General features: G+C 41.7%; 14 protein-coding genes and 1 tRNA gene. 4 read left to right on the forward strand and 11 right to left on the reverse strand.

What is annotated here, in order from left to right; all coding sequences use genetic code 11:
• Positions 1-318: 318 nt before the first annotated feature.
• The 3 genes from AC1DP6_RS30110 to AC1DP6_RS30120 form a co-directional block, all read right to left on the reverse strand.
• On the reverse strand, positions 319-2,064 hold the full coding sequence (locus AC1DP6_RS30110) for a CocE/NonD family hydrolase (protein ID WP_477058206.1): 1,746 nt from the start codon (positions 2,062-2,064) through the stop codon (positions 319-321).
• 380 nt (positions 2,065-2,444) lie between these two features.
• The gene (locus AC1DP6_RS30115; RefSeq protein WP_477058207.1) at positions 2,445-4,460 is read right to left on the reverse strand and encodes a M13 family metallopeptidase; all 2,016 of its coding nucleotides are present in this window, start codon (positions 4,458-4,460) and stop codon (positions 2,445-2,447) included.
• 181 nt (positions 4,461-4,641) lie between these two features.
• The gene (locus AC1DP6_RS30120) at positions 4,642-5,184 is read right to left on the reverse strand and encodes a hypothetical protein (RefSeq protein WP_477058208.1); all 543 of its coding nucleotides are present in this window, start codon (positions 5,182-5,184) and stop codon (positions 4,642-4,644) included.
• A gap of 350 nt (positions 5,185-5,534) precedes the next feature.
• On the opposite strand from AC1DP6_RS30120, the gene AC1DP6_RS30125 reads away from it, so the two are divergent.
• The 3 genes from AC1DP6_RS30125 to AC1DP6_RS30135 all read left to right on the forward strand — a co-directional run bounded on the left by AC1DP6_RS30125 (position 5,535) and on the right by AC1DP6_RS30135 (position 7,201).
• Positions 5,535-5,732 carry a hypothetical protein gene (locus AC1DP6_RS30125; protein WP_477058209.1) on the forward strand — a complete coding sequence of 66 codons (198 nt, stop codon included), beginning with the start codon at positions 5,535-5,537 and terminating at the stop codon, positions 5,730-5,732.
• Between the two features lie 252 nt (positions 5,733-5,984).
• A complete protein-coding gene (locus tag AC1DP6_RS30130) occupies positions 5,985-6,572 on the forward strand; it encodes a hypothetical protein (RefSeq protein ID WP_477058210.1) in 588 nt (195 codons plus the stop codon).
• A gap of 41 nt (positions 6,573-6,613) precedes the next feature.
• Positions 6,614-7,201 (forward strand): hypothetical protein, encoded by a 588-nt coding sequence (locus tag AC1DP6_RS30135; RefSeq protein ID WP_477058211.1) that lies wholly within the window; start codon positions 6,614-6,616, stop codon positions 7,199-7,201.
• Positions 7,202-7,378: 177 nt separating this feature from the next.
• On the opposite strand, the gene AC1DP6_RS30140 is transcribed toward AC1DP6_RS30135, so the two are convergent.
• Positions 7,379-7,463 (reverse strand) — tRNA-Ser (locus AC1DP6_RS30140).
• A 199-nt stretch (positions 7,464-7,662) separates the two neighbouring features.
• Here AC1DP6_RS30140 and AC1DP6_RS30145 point away from each other — a divergent pair.
• Positions 7,663-8,100 carry an acyl-CoA thioesterase gene (locus AC1DP6_RS30145; RefSeq protein WP_441578375.1) on the forward strand — a complete coding sequence of 146 codons (438 nt, stop codon included), beginning with the start codon at positions 7,663-7,665 and terminating at the stop codon, positions 8,098-8,100.
• Between the two features lie 9 nt (positions 8,101-8,109).
• Here the strand turns inward: AC1DP6_RS30145 and AC1DP6_RS30150 are convergent, their stop codons facing one another.
• The 7 genes from AC1DP6_RS30150 to bglX all read right to left on the reverse strand — a co-directional run bounded on the left by AC1DP6_RS30150 (position 8,110) and on the right by bglX (position 16,644).
• Positions 8,110-8,643, reverse strand: coding sequence for a hypothetical protein (locus AC1DP6_RS30150; protein WP_477058212.1), 534 nt, complete (start codon positions 8,641-8,643; stop codon positions 8,110-8,112).
• A 253-nt stretch (positions 8,644-8,896) separates the two neighbouring features.
• Positions 8,897-9,163 (reverse strand): hypothetical protein, encoded by a 267-nt coding sequence (locus AC1DP6_RS30155; protein WP_477058213.1) that lies wholly within the window; start codon positions 9,161-9,163, stop codon positions 8,897-8,899.
• Between the two features lie 104 nt (positions 9,164-9,267).
• The gene (locus tag AC1DP6_RS30160; RefSeq protein ID WP_477058214.1) at positions 9,268-9,642 is read right to left on the reverse strand and encodes a VOC family protein; all 375 of its coding nucleotides are present in this window, start codon (positions 9,640-9,642) and stop codon (positions 9,268-9,270) included.
• Positions 9,643-9,786: 144 nt separating this feature from the next.
• A complete protein-coding gene (locus AC1DP6_RS30165; protein WP_477058215.1) occupies positions 9,787-10,593 on the reverse strand; it encodes an AraC family transcriptional regulator in 807 nt (268 codons plus the stop codon).
• Positions 10,594-10,617: 24 nt separating this feature from the next.
• Positions 10,618-11,388 (reverse strand): GLPGLI family protein, encoded by a 771-nt coding sequence (locus AC1DP6_RS30170; RefSeq protein WP_477058216.1) that lies wholly within the window; start codon positions 11,386-11,388, stop codon positions 10,618-10,620.
• A 5-nt stretch (positions 11,389-11,393) separates the two neighbouring features.
• Positions 11,394-14,168 carry an outer membrane beta-barrel family protein gene (locus tag AC1DP6_RS30175; protein ID WP_477058217.1) on the reverse strand — a complete coding sequence of 925 codons (2,775 nt, stop codon included), beginning with the start codon at positions 14,166-14,168 and terminating at the stop codon, positions 11,394-11,396.
• A 184-nt stretch (positions 14,169-14,352) separates the two neighbouring features.
• Positions 14,353-16,644, reverse strand: coding sequence for a beta-glucosidase BglX (bglX, locus tag AC1DP6_RS30180; RefSeq protein ID WP_477058218.1), 2,292 nt, complete (start codon positions 16,642-16,644; stop codon positions 14,353-14,355).
• Positions 16,645-16,863 lie beyond the last annotated feature (219 nt).

The raw sequence follows: 16,863 nt of genomic DNA on the forward strand, positions 1-16,863 counted from the left end.
ATTCAATTCCTTGCCTGTCTTAAATTGTTTTAAAAAGTCGTCTGATATGAAGTCTTCTGCTTTCATAATACTGTGTATATAGTTTTAAAATTAAGAAAATCGAGGTGAATCCCCGATTTTCAGATTTACACAGTTTATGAGATAGTGTCAAAAAAACAATGGTCCACCTTTTTAAAACTAGAGCGCTTTGATGAGAAGTCCTATGTCTTTATGAAGGATGGGGATATTATTCAATTGCTGTCACTATTGAATGATGCAAAGGCCAAACTCTAATTAACATAAGTCGGGATATTTGCCTTTTACATATATAGGGGATAATCAGTTTCTTAATATAGGAATTTTCACAAAACTATCGTTGTACCATTTAACTTTTAATGGTTCCTGGGCATCTTTTATTGTTTCTTCAGATACCGTTTTTCCTGTCCCATAATTTAGTTCAGAAAACGGATTTTTATTTACATTTAGATAAATTAATAATCGACTCCCTTTACTTAGTCGTTTGCTTACCAAATGCGTATTAGAGAATGGAATAGTTTCAATTTCATTTGGTTTTAGCAATTTTCTTTTTGTAATATCAGTTGAATAGCTTGCCCGTCCAATAAAATAAGATAAATGGAAATACTCTCCATTTGGCATTACCTCATATAATGTCACGCCAATATCCATATCCCTTTTATTGATGCTGGCTTTGATTTCTCCCAAAAAAGAGCCATTTATTAGAATTGGTTCTTTTAAAGGTTCACTAATAAAATTAAATCCGTTAGCTGTATCAATTTCTTTACGAATAATGGGTTCAGGATAATAATCGTTATTTGTTTTCTCTCTGTCTGCAAAATCAACTTCTTGTGATAGATAACTCTTTTTAACCGGTTTATTTGAATTCAAAGAATAGAATTTACCAGACTTATCATCGGTCAAATACAGCGTTAAAAAGCCATCATTCATTTTATCAATCGATGGAGCACTTCTCCATTCATTGGCCCCCATTACCTCATAGTTGATTTTGTCTTTTAGGGCTTCCGGTTTAGTTCCATTTTTTAGAATATAGTCAAACCATTGATAAGTAATTTTATTGATATCGAACAACGCAACTGGATCTACCTCGTATTCATACAAAATGGGTTCTCCGCCTCTTTGCGTACCAAAATGTCCGTAAGGTCCAATGATAAGATAAACAGGTGTTTCCGGACTATACTTTTGAAGCTCTCTTAGATAGTACAAACCTGAGCTTTGTCCATCGTTATAATAACCGTCAAACGCCAAAACAGGAATTTTTATTTGTGCAAAATCCTTTTTATATGGCGTCATTTTTTGCCAATAACTGTCGAAAGATGGATGGCTTATCCATCGTTGAAACCATTTGTTGGGAACACCATCTATGCTGTCTAATTTTTTGTAGGCAACTCCTGTTTCCCACCATGTGTTTTGCATTTTTCTGAAACGCTGTCTATCATTTCCGGCTATAGTGTCCAGATATTTATTATTCCCAACGTAAAATGACCATTCATAATTTGGGTTTACGAAAATATTATTTTCTACAGGCAGCCCTTGGCCTGGCCGTGCCGCTACTGAAGGTACAATTGTTTTAAGGGCAGGGTGTAGGGTTTTGCAAGCGGCCCATTGTGTAAAGCCATTATAACTGCCGCCATACATACCCACACTTCCGTTGCACCATTTTTGCTTACTGATCCAATCAATAACATCGTAAGTATCATTTGCGTCATTTTCGTATGGAAATATTTTGTCCGGACTAAATCTTTTTCCTCTTGCATATGCAATAACACCAACATAACCATTATCTACAGATTTCTTTAATGATGCAATATCTCTGCCTGTATCTCTAACATAAATAGTAGATTGAAGTATTACAGGTTTAGGATTTTTATCCCCTTTTTTTCTTACAACCATTAAAGATAGTATTGCTCCGTCTCTGGTTTTTACAGAAACACTATCTTCAATGTCATAGATACTTTTTAAATCTTCCGTTTTTACTTTTTTTGTTTGTTGGGCTGGGCAATTGAAAAATGCCAGAAATAGAACTATGAAATTCAAAAATATTTTCATTTATTATTTTTACTTATTTGGGATAGCTATCCCGTCTCTTATGATTGCAGTTAACTTACCCTTACATATTATAAAACAGTTTTACTGCTTTATTTTTCATATTGATCTGAACTATCAATTAGTTTTCTAAAAATGCTAATATAATGGTAATTCTTAATAAAAAGATGATGAGAAGAGAATTAATACAATCAATAGTAGTCATATAGATAGCTAAAAAAGAAAGGATATCAGAAATGATGACCCGAAAAAATCTCGATGTAAAATATCACTATCGAGTCCCCCTTCCAAATCGAAAACACCTAATAGCCACCACCTTAAAAATGAAAAAGCGACACAAAATCCAATTATGAATTTTGTATCGCTCTTAGCGCCTCCGCACCTTACCATATCTTGATCCGCTTATCTTTGTCCAGGTACATCCTCTCTCCGGATCGTACATTAAAAGCGGAGTAAAAAGCGGGGATGTTCATTAGTGGGCCATTTACACGCCATATGGGTGGAGAATGGGGATCGTTATTAACCCAGTAGCGCAGGTATTCGTCTTTCATTTTCACCCGCCAGATCCTGGCCACTGAAAGGAAAAATCGCTGATCAGGCGTAAAGCCTCCGATTTTCGTTGTATCCTGTCCTTGTTTGGTCATTTTAAAAGCATCATACGCTACGGCAATTCCGCTGATATCCGCTGTGTTTTCTCCTACTGTAAGCGCACCTTTTATATGAATGCTATCCAGTACGGTGAAGGTACTGTACAGGTCAATGACCTGTTGCGTTTTGGCCTTAAACTTCTTATAGTCTTCAGGTGTCCACCAGTTTTTTACGTTACCGTCTTTATCAAACTGGGCACCCTGATCGTCAAACGTATGCGTCATTTCATGCCCGATCACCATGCCAATGCCACCATAGTTAAGCGCGTCGTCAGCGTTGTTGTCAAAGTAGGGAGGCTGCAGAATTCCGGCGGGGAACACAATCTCATTGGCGGAAGGGTTGTTATAAGCGGTAACTGTGGAAGGTGTAGTGAACCACTCCGTCTTGTCAACCGGCTTCCCCAATTTGGCGAGGTTGTATTGGAAGTTGTTCGCGGCCGCCGATACCACATTCTCAAAATATTTATTCCTCACAATATTTACATTATTGTATTCGCGCCACTTATCGGGGTATCCGATCTTTTTGGTGATAGCAAATAATTTCACCTTGGCTTTTTGCTTGGTGCTGTCACTCATCCAGTCCAGCTTGTCCACCCTATTGGAGAACGCCTTCTGCAGGTTATTCACAAGCTCCAGCATCCGTGTTTTGGCCGACTCCGGGAAATATAGCTTCGTATATAATTGTCCCAATGCCTGGCCAAGATAGGTATCTACTACGCCTGACATGGTCTCGCCGCGTGTTTTCTGCATGGTCTGTCCCGTAAGGACTTTATTATATTCAAAGGATGAATTCACAAAGGGTTTGCTGAGGTACTCTGCATAGGTACTAATATAATTTGCGCTGAGGTATACTTTCCAATCCTCGAGCGGGATCGATTTGAGGAGTGTGTTCAATTTGTCATAATAACCTGGTTGGGCTACATCCAGTGAATCTATGGTAGCACCCAGATGCTGGAAGAAAGTTGTCCAACCTATATTGGGTTGTTGCTTATTTAAAGCGGCCAGGCCTACTTTATGGAAATTGGCTTTTATGTCCCGCAGCTCAACATTGGTTTTATGTGATGTGGCCAACTGCTTTTGGATGTTATAAACAAGTGCTGCATTTTTTTGCGCTAATGCAGTATCGCTTCCAGTCAGCGTAAAAAGATCTGCAAGGTATTTTTTATATGCTTGCTGTATAGCAATGGTGGAGGTGTCAGTATTGAAGTAATAATCCCTGTCAGGCATGCCGATACCAGTTTGATTAATGTGCCCCATATTTATGCTACTGTTTTCCTGATCCGGCGAAACTTGAAAATCAATAAGGAAGATGTTTGACAATTTGGTTTCTTCCGCCATGAATGTAAGCATATCAGCAGTACTGGTGATAGCATTGATCCGCTGCAACCCGGTTTTGAGTGGCTCAAAGCCGCGCTGATTGATGATATTGGTATCCATTCCGGAAGCAAAGAAATCACCGATCTTTTGTTCAAGGCTGCCGGGGGGATTATTACTTTTTGATACGCTGTCAAGGATGCCCTGCAACTTGAGGCGTTGCTGATAGTTCATAAACCGGTATGCACCTACGCCCGACTGGCTGGGTGGTATTTGTGCGGTATCATACCATTTTAAATTTACATAATTATAAAAATTATCGCCCGGCTGAAGGGTCGAGTCGATTCCTTCAATAGCAACGAAGGGTTTTTCATTTGTTCGCGGTTGGCAGGCAACAAAAGAAACTAAGAAAACGGATAGTAAAAACCAGTTCTTCATATAGATTAGATTGATTGCGAAATGATGTTGAGTGATATAATAAAGATATCGTTTCTATCTAACATTTTTTCAAATACATCCTGCTGAAGATACTGGAATCTTTATAGATCACGTCGTTGAACATAAAAAAAGCGAAGCCTTACTTAAAAGGTTCCGCTTTTTGTCTTTTTTGAAATTTTATTTATTTTTTATTAGAAAGACGTAAACTCTCAAACTTGGCAATAAAATTTTCCCATGTCCAATCTGGAAATATCTCAGGCATTTCAGTTTTAAAATTTTCCGTTTCTACTGAACCAATGCCACTACCATCCATATAGTGTAATAAAACAAGTTGCCAATGATTAAATACACGTGCTTCAACTGCCATTTGGGTATAATCATTATAGTCTAAATCCAGATTATCTAATTCATAATTACTTGTACTCATATAGTAAAGCGACTTATATACAATATCTGGCTTTATTACGAAACCTACATAAGTCTCCGGCAATGGATAATCAAGCGGACGAAAATATTTAAGATCTGTTTCATCTCCTTCATCGTATATTCCATTATCTTCCGCAAATAAATACTTAGTTTGAGCTAATTGTATTTTCCCTCCTATTCCCTTTTCTTTATTTGACCACCATTCTAATTCAAAGCCGTCACTTCTTTTTTCATAGTATTCCTTGATTCCTTGATGAACAAAATCTAATTTATTTAAATTTTCTAATTCAACTTTCAACGATGGTTGATTCCATGATTCATAATTCTTAATCTTTTTTTGCTGTTTTTGCTTCTGATAACAAATCATCTAAGTCATCGTCAAAAAAAAATGTATAATTCATGTTATTTCAATGTTACGTAGTTCATATCACATAACCTTTCAACTGTCCTGTTTACAAACATAAGTTATATACCCCACTTATGGAAAATATCGCCAGGAGGTTTGGCTTAGGATTAGACGAAGCATGGAATAAAATGGGATTGCCACATCCAGGCAGACACCCAATAGAGTACTGGAAAAGTCAAACCTTCCTGAGAAGAGAAAACTACTAAAACTAATACTAAGCAACAATCCAATTAGCTGCTGATATGCTGATTCGCAATATTGTCAATCAATCAGTATCGACTGTGTACAATCTAAAAGCAGCTAAGGATATAAAACGCGATATAGATGCTCAAAAAAGAAATACTGATGATACTTATACTGCTGAAATCATAACTCAGGTAACCGACATTGAAAACAAAAAAGGCTGCCTCAACCAGCTTGAGCCCAAAATACCAATCTAGATAAATTGAATCCGAATTGAGTAGGAACAACAAAATTTCCCCGGCAGCATGCATCTGGCAAAATATATTGGGGCACAACTTATCATAACGATAACGTATATACGTTTTAGTAGATCACACATTCATGGTATTTCCATTATTTCCTTTCATAAAATGATTTTAATGTACTTAATTTGCACCCGCGCTGAAGTACGGTAGCAGTAGCCTATAAATTGTAACACTAATTCATATTCATAAAATTCCCAAAACACAATGAAGAAGATCATATTGTTGACCTTTGCCTTTGCAGCGTGTCTCAGCGCTTATTCTCAAAGGTTTATGCATGGCGCAGGCGTCATCGTCCTGGTGGATAAAACGGAGTATTCAGATGCCAGGGCAGTAGGTGGACTTACTTATTCCCCCCGCATTAATTTTTTCCAGAAAGATAATTTGTCCTTATCTGTGGGTGTTCCGCTGAGCGTGGGATTAGGTGGTAACTACAGTAGTCATATTGGCTCCTACAGGAATGAAACTACTAACATCCGCTTCATGTTCAATTTGCCGGCTGTAGTCAACGTAAACTTCGGCCGCGGCTCCAGCAAGAATGCACATAGCCGCATGGGCTTTTTTGTAGGCGCCGGATACGGGTATCACTTTAGCACCGAGGCCGATAATTACTCAGGCGACTATGACGAGTACAATTCCTCCGAAAGTTCCAGCACTACTGGTCCGGTGGCCAATGCAGGTCTTCGTATAGGCGTAGGCAGGGTACACAACATAGAAATAAAACTGAGCTACATGAAAGGTATAACAGATAATAAACCTGACATTTACAGCCTGGCAACACTATTTAACTTCTAAGCATTTCCTTTTTCACTTTATATCATTTATCCCTTTGCACTATGAAAAAATTATTTGCACTGATCCTCGTGGCAGGATCAATGATGACCGGCATTTCCTCACAGGCGCAGGATGTTGTTAAAGGCAACCTGACCTTCCTGAAAGATGTTAAAGAAATACAGATCTCCTATGTATACGATGATATAACCGTAGGCAAGGATGGCAAAGAAGCTACCTACATCAAAAGAAAAAAAGCAGAGAAAGAATCGAAAGAACCCGGCACCGGCAAAGCATGGGAAGAAAGCTGGATAAGCGATAGAAAAAATCATTACCAGCCTAAATTCAACGAGCTGTTTGCGAAATATTCCAAAAGAACCATCAGCGAAGATGCTGCTACTAAATATATCATGGAAGTACATACCAAATTTATCGAGGTAGGATATAATGTAGGCATTACTTCTGCCAAAGCAGCGGTTAATCTCGAAATTTATTTTTACGATGCTGCTGATAAATCTAAAGTCCTCTGCAAAATTATGCTGAATGATATGAAAGGCGGTAAAGGTCAGTTTGCCACCGGTCCTCGTATCGGTGATGCATACGCCAAAGCTGGTAAAGTACTTGGTAAATTCGTAGCTAAAAAAGCTAAATAGATCTAAGCATTTAACACGGAATTGGCAGCCTCTGTCTGAAGTGCCCCCAAAAAGTTAGACACTTTTGGGGGCATTTTTATGGATAAAGGAGTCAAATTTAATCTCAAACAGAAGGTCACCTTCTTAAAAATGAAAAAGCGACACAAAATCCATTACTGAATTTTGTATCGCTTTTTGCGGAGAGTCAGGGATTCGAACCCCGGGACCTGTTACAGTCAACAGTTTTCAAGACTGCCGCAATCGACCGCTCTGCCAACTCTCCAGGCTGCGAAAGTATAAAAGGAAATGTTTCTAAAAAAATTTGTTTTACTTTTTTTTATTGAAAAATTTCGTTAACAGCCCCTTCCCTGACCGGTATCCCCGGCCGATTATTTTTACGTATAGCCGTTATAGGTAGATATTTCTATTATATGCAACTTCCTTCCACGATTATTTTATGCGGCTTTTTCGTAAATTTAAAGATGAACATATTCTTTGAAGGACCCGTATTATGGTCACAGATAGACGCTAACATGCACCTGCGGCATTCGGCCTATGCCGACTTTGCCGCCCAGGCACGGTTAACCATGTTGGATAAAATAGGCCTCGATGCTGCCCATTTCGTACAACTACAGATAGGCCCTATCCTCTTCCGCGAAGAACTCTTCTATCACCGGGAAATTGGCGCCAACGACAAAGTCCAGGTCACCTGCGAACTGACAAAATGCAGAACAGATGCCTCCCGCTGGTCTATAAAACATGAAATTTTCCGGGGAGATGGTACCAAATCCGCTACAGTACTCGTAGACGGTGCATGGATAGATACCCGTAAACGTAAGCTTACAGGACTCCCGGCAGACTTGCTCGAAAAATTCAAAGCCATTCCACGTAGCGAAGACTTTATAGAAGAAGCGGTCTAGCACCCATGGCTACCTGCTGGTAAGCGGCTTGCTGTCGTGCGAAAACGCCTGCCTGCCTGTTTCCAACTCCTTAATAAATGGTAGCTTGTTTTGTAAAAATACGCGGGACGACTGCTCCAGGTAATTGTCCAGCTGGAAGAATTTAGCTGCCCTGGTAGCTCCCAACAGCTTATTCATCCGCCTGAAATAGCGCATTTGTAAACGTCCGAATTCAAGGTCGTTGTTAATGATTTGCCTGGTAAGCGAATTCATTTTACGCTCGTCAATAGAAGAAAACTCTTCATTATACATCTTCAGTAAAGCAATACGCTCCGCTAACCAGGGGCTTTTTTCCGTTTCATACTCCAGGAAAGTGGACTGAAACGCCTGCATTTCTACCGGAGATATCTGCAATAAATCATCCAGGAGCGACTCTTTATTCTTGCCAAAGATTTGTGTCACCAGGTCCTCATCCTGTATAACAACCGCCGCAACAGGGGCACTCTGAGCACACAACCGCCAGGCGGCACCCAGGATCACCAACAAACATACAAACTTTTTCATGCGCTGAAATTTTAGGATTAATGGCAGGTTCAGCCACTGGCCCAATGCAATCAGGGGTTACGAACACCAGCTCAAAAGAGGTGTAGATGCAGATTTAAGTCACCAAGCAGGTGTAGTGCCCACTACATTTATATGGCAGTGAATCCACCGTTATAGTTAAACAACCAGCTTCCTTAAATAGTTGCAGATTACAAAAAAATGCCCCGGCACGTGGGTGCCGGGGCTATCCTTGTGGTAATAATGTGTGGTGGAATCAATTCATTGATTGATGATTGGCTTCCATAAAGGCATCATACGCCTCTTTTGTCCAGTGCTTATAGTCTTCCAGGTCTATTCCTAACCGCTCATCACGCGTTACTTCCTTGAATTCGCGGCTGTCCCAATAACCCTTTGCCAATGACTGGATGTTCTCTGAAACCGCTGCCGGCGCTTCTTCATAATCAGCAGGATAACTTTTATAGTTACCGATGGCCAGTTCCTGAATTTCTTGTTTTACGGTGTCCTTGCTTAGCTTTGCCATGGTTAAAATTTTTAGTTACCTGGCATAAAACAAAAATGATTCCTCTTTGGTGCCATCACCCACCTTTTTATGATTTCTTTATCTTAAAATTATGTTAACACACACTATGGCTGTGAATAGGTCACCAGGTCTATTCCCACCCCATTAGGGTCCTGTATAGCGAAATGCCGGTCTCCCCAGGGCTCATTACGGATATCGATCACAATATGCGCTCCTTTGGCTTTTAACTGCTGATAAAGTTCGTCTACATGCGCCACCTCTATGGTCAGGTATACCCCTTTCCCATTAAAAGCAGGCCTGAACAAAGGCTGTTGAGAAGCATGTTCCGGCGATAAAAAACTAATAGCAGCAGACTTATCCGGGGTATGCAACAACAGGTAAAAGTCGTTTTCAAACGTAACCCCAAAGCCTAATATATCTGTATAAAACTTTTTACTCTCCGCTATTTTCGAAGTAATGATGCCCGCGTTCAATTTCATCTTAACCGGTTTTGTTTGTGAATAAAGATGGGATATAAAAAAAGAAAAAGTCAGTAATAACAGCCATCGTTTCATTTCCTTGAAATTTTATGACAGCAAAGTTATTATCCGCGCAGGCGCCAACATTGTAAAAATCGGACAAAGTTATTTTTCGAAGACCTGGGATGGCGTAAGGCCGTACAGCCGCTTAAACGCTTTAATGAAATGAGCCTGGTCATAGTAGCCGGCGTCCAGGTACAACCTGTTTTTCAGCACTTCAGGAGAAGATTGCAAAATCTGCTGAAACCGGACCACGTTACTGAAAGCTTTGGGGGTGCCGCCTATATATTCAGCAAACAAACGCCGCAACTGCCGCGAACTGATACCCTGAGGTACCTCCTTTTCTATGCTCACCGCACCGGATGTACGCAGGATAAGGTCTATGGATTCATAGAACCTGCTGTCTGCATGAATATCAGTTTTTGAGAGAAATACCAGGAAGTGCTTATCCAGCATCGATTTTATGGCCGTTACCGTTGGATGTCCAGGTAGTCCCTCTCTCAGGAAATGGTATCCCACAGGTGCCACATCTTCCAAAAGGGCCTCCTGGTGGGCCAGTTCAGCGGCATTTACCCTATACAACTGCGGAAACATGCCAGGCAAAAAACGGATGCCTGCATAATTAAACGTGGGCCCCAGCGGGAATTCCGTATAGGCATCGCTGAAACCCATTACAACAGGATGCTGTGGGTCATGCAGCTCAAAAAAGATATCTATGCAGCCATCAGCCACTACGCGGTAATGATAAGGCTCCGTTAACGGATATTCGGTTTTCAGCTGCCAGTAACAATAAATAAAATCCTGCAACCTTACATCCGGTAAAAACTCCCGGTACACCACCTCCCCTGCCGCCTGCTTCACACAAGGCTGAACAGGGGAATAAAGCGCTCTTATGTTATGTATCCGTTGCATTAAATGATCAGCTATCAGCTGCAATTATAACAAAATCGCTTTAATATATGCCTTTCCCCAATTCCCCCACTTACCGATGCTTTTACTGATAGTGGTATTCAGCTCCTTATTATTGACCTCCTTTCCCTTGACCGGTGGCTTTAGGGCACCTTCTTTAATATCATCTACCAGTACTTTGGTCGCAAACCAGGTAATATGCTCATGCGGCAACGCTACCCCCAGAATCATCCCCGGCAGTCCACTGAACGACTCCGGCCCTCCCGGTGTAACAATGGCATCGGTATAAAATGCCACCACATAAATGGAATCCATGATAACGGCGTTGGCCCGCCGGCAATCAAACCCGGCTATTTTACGGGTTTCATCCGTAATCTTCCAACGGATGGAGCGGATAGTATCCTTCACCACAAACAATTGCTCAAATACTTTCTTCTGTGAAATGCTTTGCATACTATCCAGTCTGGAATACACCACGTTCTCTTCTGCAGGCCCCTCCCCCCAGAAAGGATTCTTATTGGCCGTTTCATTTTCCCTTCCCGGCTTATACAAAGTAGTATTGTTGGCAAACGAATAATCGAAGTAGGTGACCTGGTATTGATCCATCCCCTTTTTCAAACCATCCATCCAGGATCCCTCTTCACCATTGCTCATCTGGTTCATCCTGGCATGYATGTTCAACCGCTTCTCATATTCAATACGTCCCTGCTGCAGAAAAATAGTATGCTGAGCCTGCATCGTTAAAGCAGATACGATGAGGAGGGTGAGTAGACTTATTTTCTTACAAATGTTTTTCATAGCAACTATTCTTTGGGCGCAGCAGCGCCTAATTTGTTAAAATTCCAGATAAAAGACAGCAGGCCATAGCGGCCAATAGTACTATAGGTGGACTGCGTAATCCTGTTGGTAGATACCGATCTTTCAAATCCTATGTTCTGATTCAGGATATCACTCATGGAAAAATTGATCTCTACCAATTCTTTCTTTCCAAATTTTTTCGCAACAGATGCATTGACGATAGCAACGCTGTTATTACTGGTAAATACCGGCGTTTTCTGACGGATCATGCAGTTCATATCTGCATGCAACTGAAACTTCAGTGGCAGGTGGATATTTGTACTGGGATTGAGATTATAAGTCCAGTAATTGGTACGCAGCGTATTTTGCACAGAAGATACACTGCTATTGTAATTAGCGCTGGCATCCAGATATACCTCGTATTTCTTTTCCTTCTCTTTCGATGCAAATAAATTTAAACCAACGTTCCCGGATTTTGTCACGTTATATACGTCGTTCACGTAGTTCACATTCCTGTTGAGACTTCCATTTACCCCGGTACCTATTCTCAGATCCAGCGGCACAATCTTCCAGTTAAAATTTGAATAGAACCTGGCACTACTATTACCATTTACGTTAACGGCCTGTGTGGTTCTTTTTCCGTTTGCATCCAGTATACTACGGTCACTGATCGCATTACTGGTAGTCGAATAGCTCATGTTCACCCAGATACCGCGGTTCGTCATGACCTTATAATCGGAGAAGTTGGCATCAAAGTTATTATTAAAAGAAGGTTTCAGATTCGGGTTCCCTATCACCACATTCACCGGATCATCATTTACCAGGATCGGTTGCAGCTGGTTGATGCCCGGCTGCTGCGTAGAGCCGTTATAGGTGAATGATAAACGGCGCTGTGGGGTTATATTATACCGGAGGAGAGCCCTCGGATACCAGTTAACAAAACTACGATCCCGCTGATGATCCCTGAACATATCCTTTTGTTGAAAGCTGGTCAGTCCCACATTACTACCGATATTAATGCGCACTTTTTTCTTCGTATAGGCGTAGCTCAAACCGCCCTTATGGGTAAGAATATTAAATGCATAATCATTACTGTACAGCGAATCCATCATGACATATTTCCCTTCGCTGTTTTGGTTAAAGGAAAGTTTATTGGAATGGTTGTTATCTAAATTAATACCGTAATTAATCACCAGTGATGAACTTTTTGACAACGGCTCTGTATAGGTAATGTTACTATTGATACTGATGGCTTCATTATTCGTTGTCTTACGCTGATCGGTATTTTGTACCGAATCTACGCGCCCCATCTTATAGAAGTTGGTTTGCGCATCCAACAGCCCTTCTCCATTGGTACGGTTATAATTCTCTGCAAAAAACACAGAAACGGTACGTCCTTTTTTCTTCAGTTTCTTGCGCCATAAGATACTGGAGTTCACCCCTCCAATATCAAACACCGAAGACGTTTTCCGCTGACTGTTATTAACCATATCCTTATTCGCCAATACTTCGGCAGTATTGAATGTGCTGGATATTTTATGATCCAGTCCACCGTCTACCATTAGCTTGATAGAAGAGCTGGAGTCAATCTGGTTTTCATAACTCCCACTCAGGCGGTTACGAAGAATACTATTTCTAAACTGCTCCGAAGAATTATTGTAGTAAGTAGTGTCTTTCAATAAATCCTGTGAAACGGTGTTCCTGCTGCCATCCACAAACAATTTCATGATCTTGTAGTTGGCATTTACGTTCTGCCGGTCCCTATCCCATTTATTGCCATAGTGTAAGCCACCGGTCTGCACCAGCGGATACCCATTACCCTGGTATCGTCCCGCCCAGCTGTCAGGCTCACCTCCGTCATCGCTGAACTCAAAGTCACCGTCATCATTAACCGACAATTCACCACCACCGGATCCGAACTTCTCCCGGTCCCCCCAGTTCAAACCCACCTTGCCGGTGTTGGACACAATCCCAAACGCCGCCAGTTTTTGTTTGCCTCTGAATACATTTACCATGGCCTCACTGTTATGGAAACCCTGATCTCCTGCGCCTGCAGCCAGTTTACCGAAATAGCCCCGTTTCTTATCTTCCTTCAGCTGAATATTAATTGTCTTGGTTTTTTCGCCGTCATCAACCCCGGTAAAATTAGACTGATCACTTTTCTTGTCGTACAACTGTACTTTATCGACCATGTCTGCCCGCAGATTTTTGGTGACCAGCGTAGGATCATCTCCAAAAAATTCTTCTCCATCTACCAATACTTTTTTCACGGTTTCACCCTTTGCAGTGATCTGTCCTTTATTATCTACCTGCATACCAGGCAGCTTTTTCAGCAGGTCTTCCACAGATGCATTGGCTTCTGTTTTGAAGCTGGCCGCATTAAATTCGGTGGTATCTCCTTTCATTTTGATAGCGGCTACCTTCTGTTGGATGACTACTTCCTGCAACAACCGGGATCGCTGCGTAAGCATAATTTTATCCAGATGCACGAGGGAAGTATCAGATAACGTTAAAGGCTCTACGTAGTCAGCAAAGGCAGGATAGCTAATCAGCAACACATACTTACCAGCGGGAATGCCCTTTAGCTCAAAGTGGCCTTTTTCATCACTTCGTGTAAACTTTACTAGTATAGAGTCTTTGGCATTGAGAAGGGCGATTACCGAGTGTGATAATTGAACGCGATTAAGTGTGTCTACCACATTTCCTTTTACAGCAGCCTGCTGTGCCAGACAGAGTTGCGTTGTGAGCAGACAAAGGATAAATCCTATTATTTTTTTCATTGTGGGTAAATACAGGTTGTTGGGTACAGATGCAATGCCGTTAAAATTCCATAATAAAATCTGAACTTTTATCGGGGTGTGTGATAAACATCTGTTAAATGATAACCTAGTTATCATGTAGAGAAAGAAGGGATTAACAAATCTCTTTGCTTTTACATGGCTTTAGAAATTCAATCACGCCATTTTACCGAAGCTCAAATTCACTTTTCAAACGTATATCAGCAGATGAAGCACCAATCATTATTTCAAACATACCCGGATCTGCCGTCCATTGCAGGCTGCTGTTGAAATAAGAAAGTTTTTCTTTATCCACCGTAAAATGAATCGTTTTATTTTCTCCGGGTTCCAGCCGGATCTTTTTAAAATCTTTTAATTCCTTTACCGGCCTCGCTATCGTAGCTTCTTTATCCCGGAGATATATCTGCACAGTTTCTTCACCGGCATAAGCGCCGGTATTAGTGAGGGTAAAAGAAACGTCCATTTTGTCTTTAAGACCCAATGTTGTCTTATCCAGTTTCAGGTGGTCATATTTAAAGGTGGTATAGCTTAAACCGTATCCAAAAGGAAACAGCGGATCATTGGCTACATCCAGGTAGTTGGAATGAAACTTTTCAGTAGGACCATCCCCCTGGGGGCGGCCTGTATTTTTGTGATTGTAATAAATCGGAATCTGCCCAACATTGCGGGGAAAGCTCATAGTCAATTTCCCTGACGGATTATAATGACCGAAAAGTACATCGGCTACTGCATTGCCAGCTTCTATACCCGGGAACCATACCTCCAGCAGGGCGGTAGCCAGATCATTTTCAGTGGTCAATGTTAATGGACGACCACTCATTAACACCACTACCAGGGGCTTACCGGTTTGCGCCAACGCACGTAATAATTGCTGCTGACTTCCCGGCAATCCTATGTCCGATCTGCTGGCTGCTTCGCCGCTCATCTCCGATGCTTCTCCTACCACGGCCACAATTACGTCGGCTTTATTGGCCGTAGCTACTGCCTCCGCCCGGAGTTGCTCTGCTGATCTGGGATCAATATCAATCCGCTCGCCAAATACATTTACTTTCCTGGCAAAAATGCTATCATCACTGATATTGGCGCCTTTGGCGAATAATATGTTTGCACCGTTACCTACTGCACTTCTTATACCCTCCAGTACAGGCACGGCTGCCTGCGGATCACCATTCACCGCCCAGGTGCCCAACATATTATTTTTGTTATTGGCCAGCGGTCCTATCAGCGCAATAGTGCCCGATTTCTTCAGTGGGAGTACCTGCTGGTTATTTTTCAGTAATACGCAGGAACGTGCACCCAGCTCCCTGGCAGCCTTTTTCTTATCTGCACTTAAAATTTCATGTCCGGCGCGGCTGTCATCACAGTAGCGGTACGGATCTTCAAACAACCCAAGTTTGTATTTAGCCTCCAGTATACGGCGGCAGGCATCATCAATCTGTCGTTGTGTGACCTTGTGTTGCTGCAGCGATGCCGGCAATGTAGTGAGATAACCCTCTCCTACCATATCCATATCTACGCCGGCATTCAATGCCAGCGCCGATACCGTTTGCAGGTTTCCCATACCATGTGCCATCATTTCATTGATAGCGGTATAATCTGTTACCACAAACCCCTTAAATCCCCACTGTTTCCGCAGCAGGTCTGTCATCAGCCATTTATTGGCAGTAGCAGGAATGCCGTCTATTTCATTGAATGAGGTCATTACACTACCGGCGCCTGCGTCAATAGCCGCCTTGTACGGAGGAAGGTAATATTCATACATTTTAATGCGACTCATATCAGTGGTATTGTAATCCCTTCCGGCTTCTGCTGCACCATATAAAGCAAAATGTTTCACACAGGCCATCACCGTATTATTGGCGGCAAGATCATCTCCCTGGTAGCCCCGCACCATGGCCGCAGCGATCTTTGACCCCAGGTAAACATCTTCTCCTGAGCCTTCTGCTACCCGTCCCCAACGTGGATCACGGGCAATATCCACCATAGGCGAATAAACCCAGCATAATCCGTCGGCACTGGCTTCTATCCCAGCCAGGTGTGCACTATGTTCAATCAACACCATATCCCAGCTACAGGATAATCCCAGCGGAATAGGGAAAGTGGTTTTATATCCGTGGATCACATCTGATCCAAACAACAATGGAATTTTGAGCCGGCTCTTGCTGACGGCCAATTGCTGCGCTTTGCGGATTTTTTCCACACCAATTACCCCAAATAAGCCACCTACCTGACCTTTGCTGATCTTTGTTTCTACATCTGCGCTCACCACAGCACCAGTAGCCACACCTCCTCCGGGTGTAAGCAGGTTCAGTTGACCAATCTTTTCTTCCAGGGTCATCTTACTCATCAGCCCACTAACAAAAGCATTCATTTTGGCGGTTGTTGCCGGTATTTGTGCATGAAGTGGTAATAAACCGATGATACCAGCTATCAGAAGAGAAAAAAAAGGGGTTTTCATACAAGCATATTTAGATGGCAAAAAATTTTTGTATTACCTGGCCACGGTTATAAATATACGAAGACCACCGTAATGCTATGGCCACTGATCTTACTTTTCTTCATCCGGAGGTACATATTAAATAACTGGCACAGCATATGGTGCTAACCGACAGTATTTCTAATTTTCCATGTAAACGTTATTAACGTATTTTTAGTGTAATCCTATTATAACCCTTTA

This window comes from Chitinophaga sp. 01L420 (assembly GCF_056399985.1).

What these genes read in the sequence shown, in the direction of transcription:
- AC1DP6_RS30110 (WP_477058206.1), bottom strand. Translation starts at nt 2,064, where the DNA reads ATGAAAATATTTTTGAATTTCATAGTTCTATTTCTGGCATTTTTCAAT.
- AC1DP6_RS30115 (WP_477058207.1), bottom strand. Translation starts at nt 4,460, where the DNA reads ATGAAGAACTGGTTTTTACTATCCGTTTTCTTAGTTTCTTTTGTTGCC.
- AC1DP6_RS30125 (WP_477058209.1), top strand. Translation starts at nt 5,535, where the DNA reads ATGCTGATTCGCAATATTGTCAATCAATCAGTATCGACTGTGTACAAT.
- AC1DP6_RS30130 (WP_477058210.1), top strand. Translation starts at nt 5,985, where the DNA reads ATGAAGAAGATCATATTGTTGACCTTTGCCTTTGCAGCGTGTCTCAGC.
- AC1DP6_RS30135 (WP_477058211.1), top strand. Translation starts at nt 6,614, where the DNA reads ATGAAAAAATTATTTGCACTGATCCTCGTGGCAGGATCAATGATGACC.
- AC1DP6_RS30145 (WP_441578375.1), top strand. Translation starts at nt 7,663, where the DNA reads ATGAACATATTCTTTGAAGGACCCGTATTATGGTCACAGATAGACGCT.
- AC1DP6_RS30150 (WP_477058212.1), bottom strand. Translation starts at nt 8,643, where the DNA reads ATGAAAAAGTTTGTATGTTTGTTGGTGATCCTGGGTGCCGCCTGGCGG.
- AC1DP6_RS30155 (WP_477058213.1), bottom strand. Translation starts at nt 9,163, where the DNA reads ATGGCAAAGCTAAGCAAGGACACCGTAAAACAAGAAATTCAGGAACTG.
- AC1DP6_RS30160 (WP_477058214.1), bottom strand. Translation starts at nt 9,642, where the DNA reads ATGAAATTGAACGCGGGCATCATTACTTCGAAAATAGCGGAGAGTAAA.
- AC1DP6_RS30165 (WP_477058215.1), bottom strand. Translation starts at nt 10,593, where the DNA reads ATGCAACGGATACATAACATAAGAGCGCTTTATTCCCCTGTTCAGCCT.
- AC1DP6_RS30175 (WP_477058217.1), bottom strand. Translation starts at nt 14,168, where the DNA reads ATGAAAAAAATAATAGGATTTATCCTTTGTCTGCTCACAACGCAACTC.
- bglX (WP_477058218.1), bottom strand. Translation starts at nt 16,644, where the DNA reads ATGAAAACCCCTTTTTTTTCTCTTCTGATAGCTGGTATCATCGGTTTA.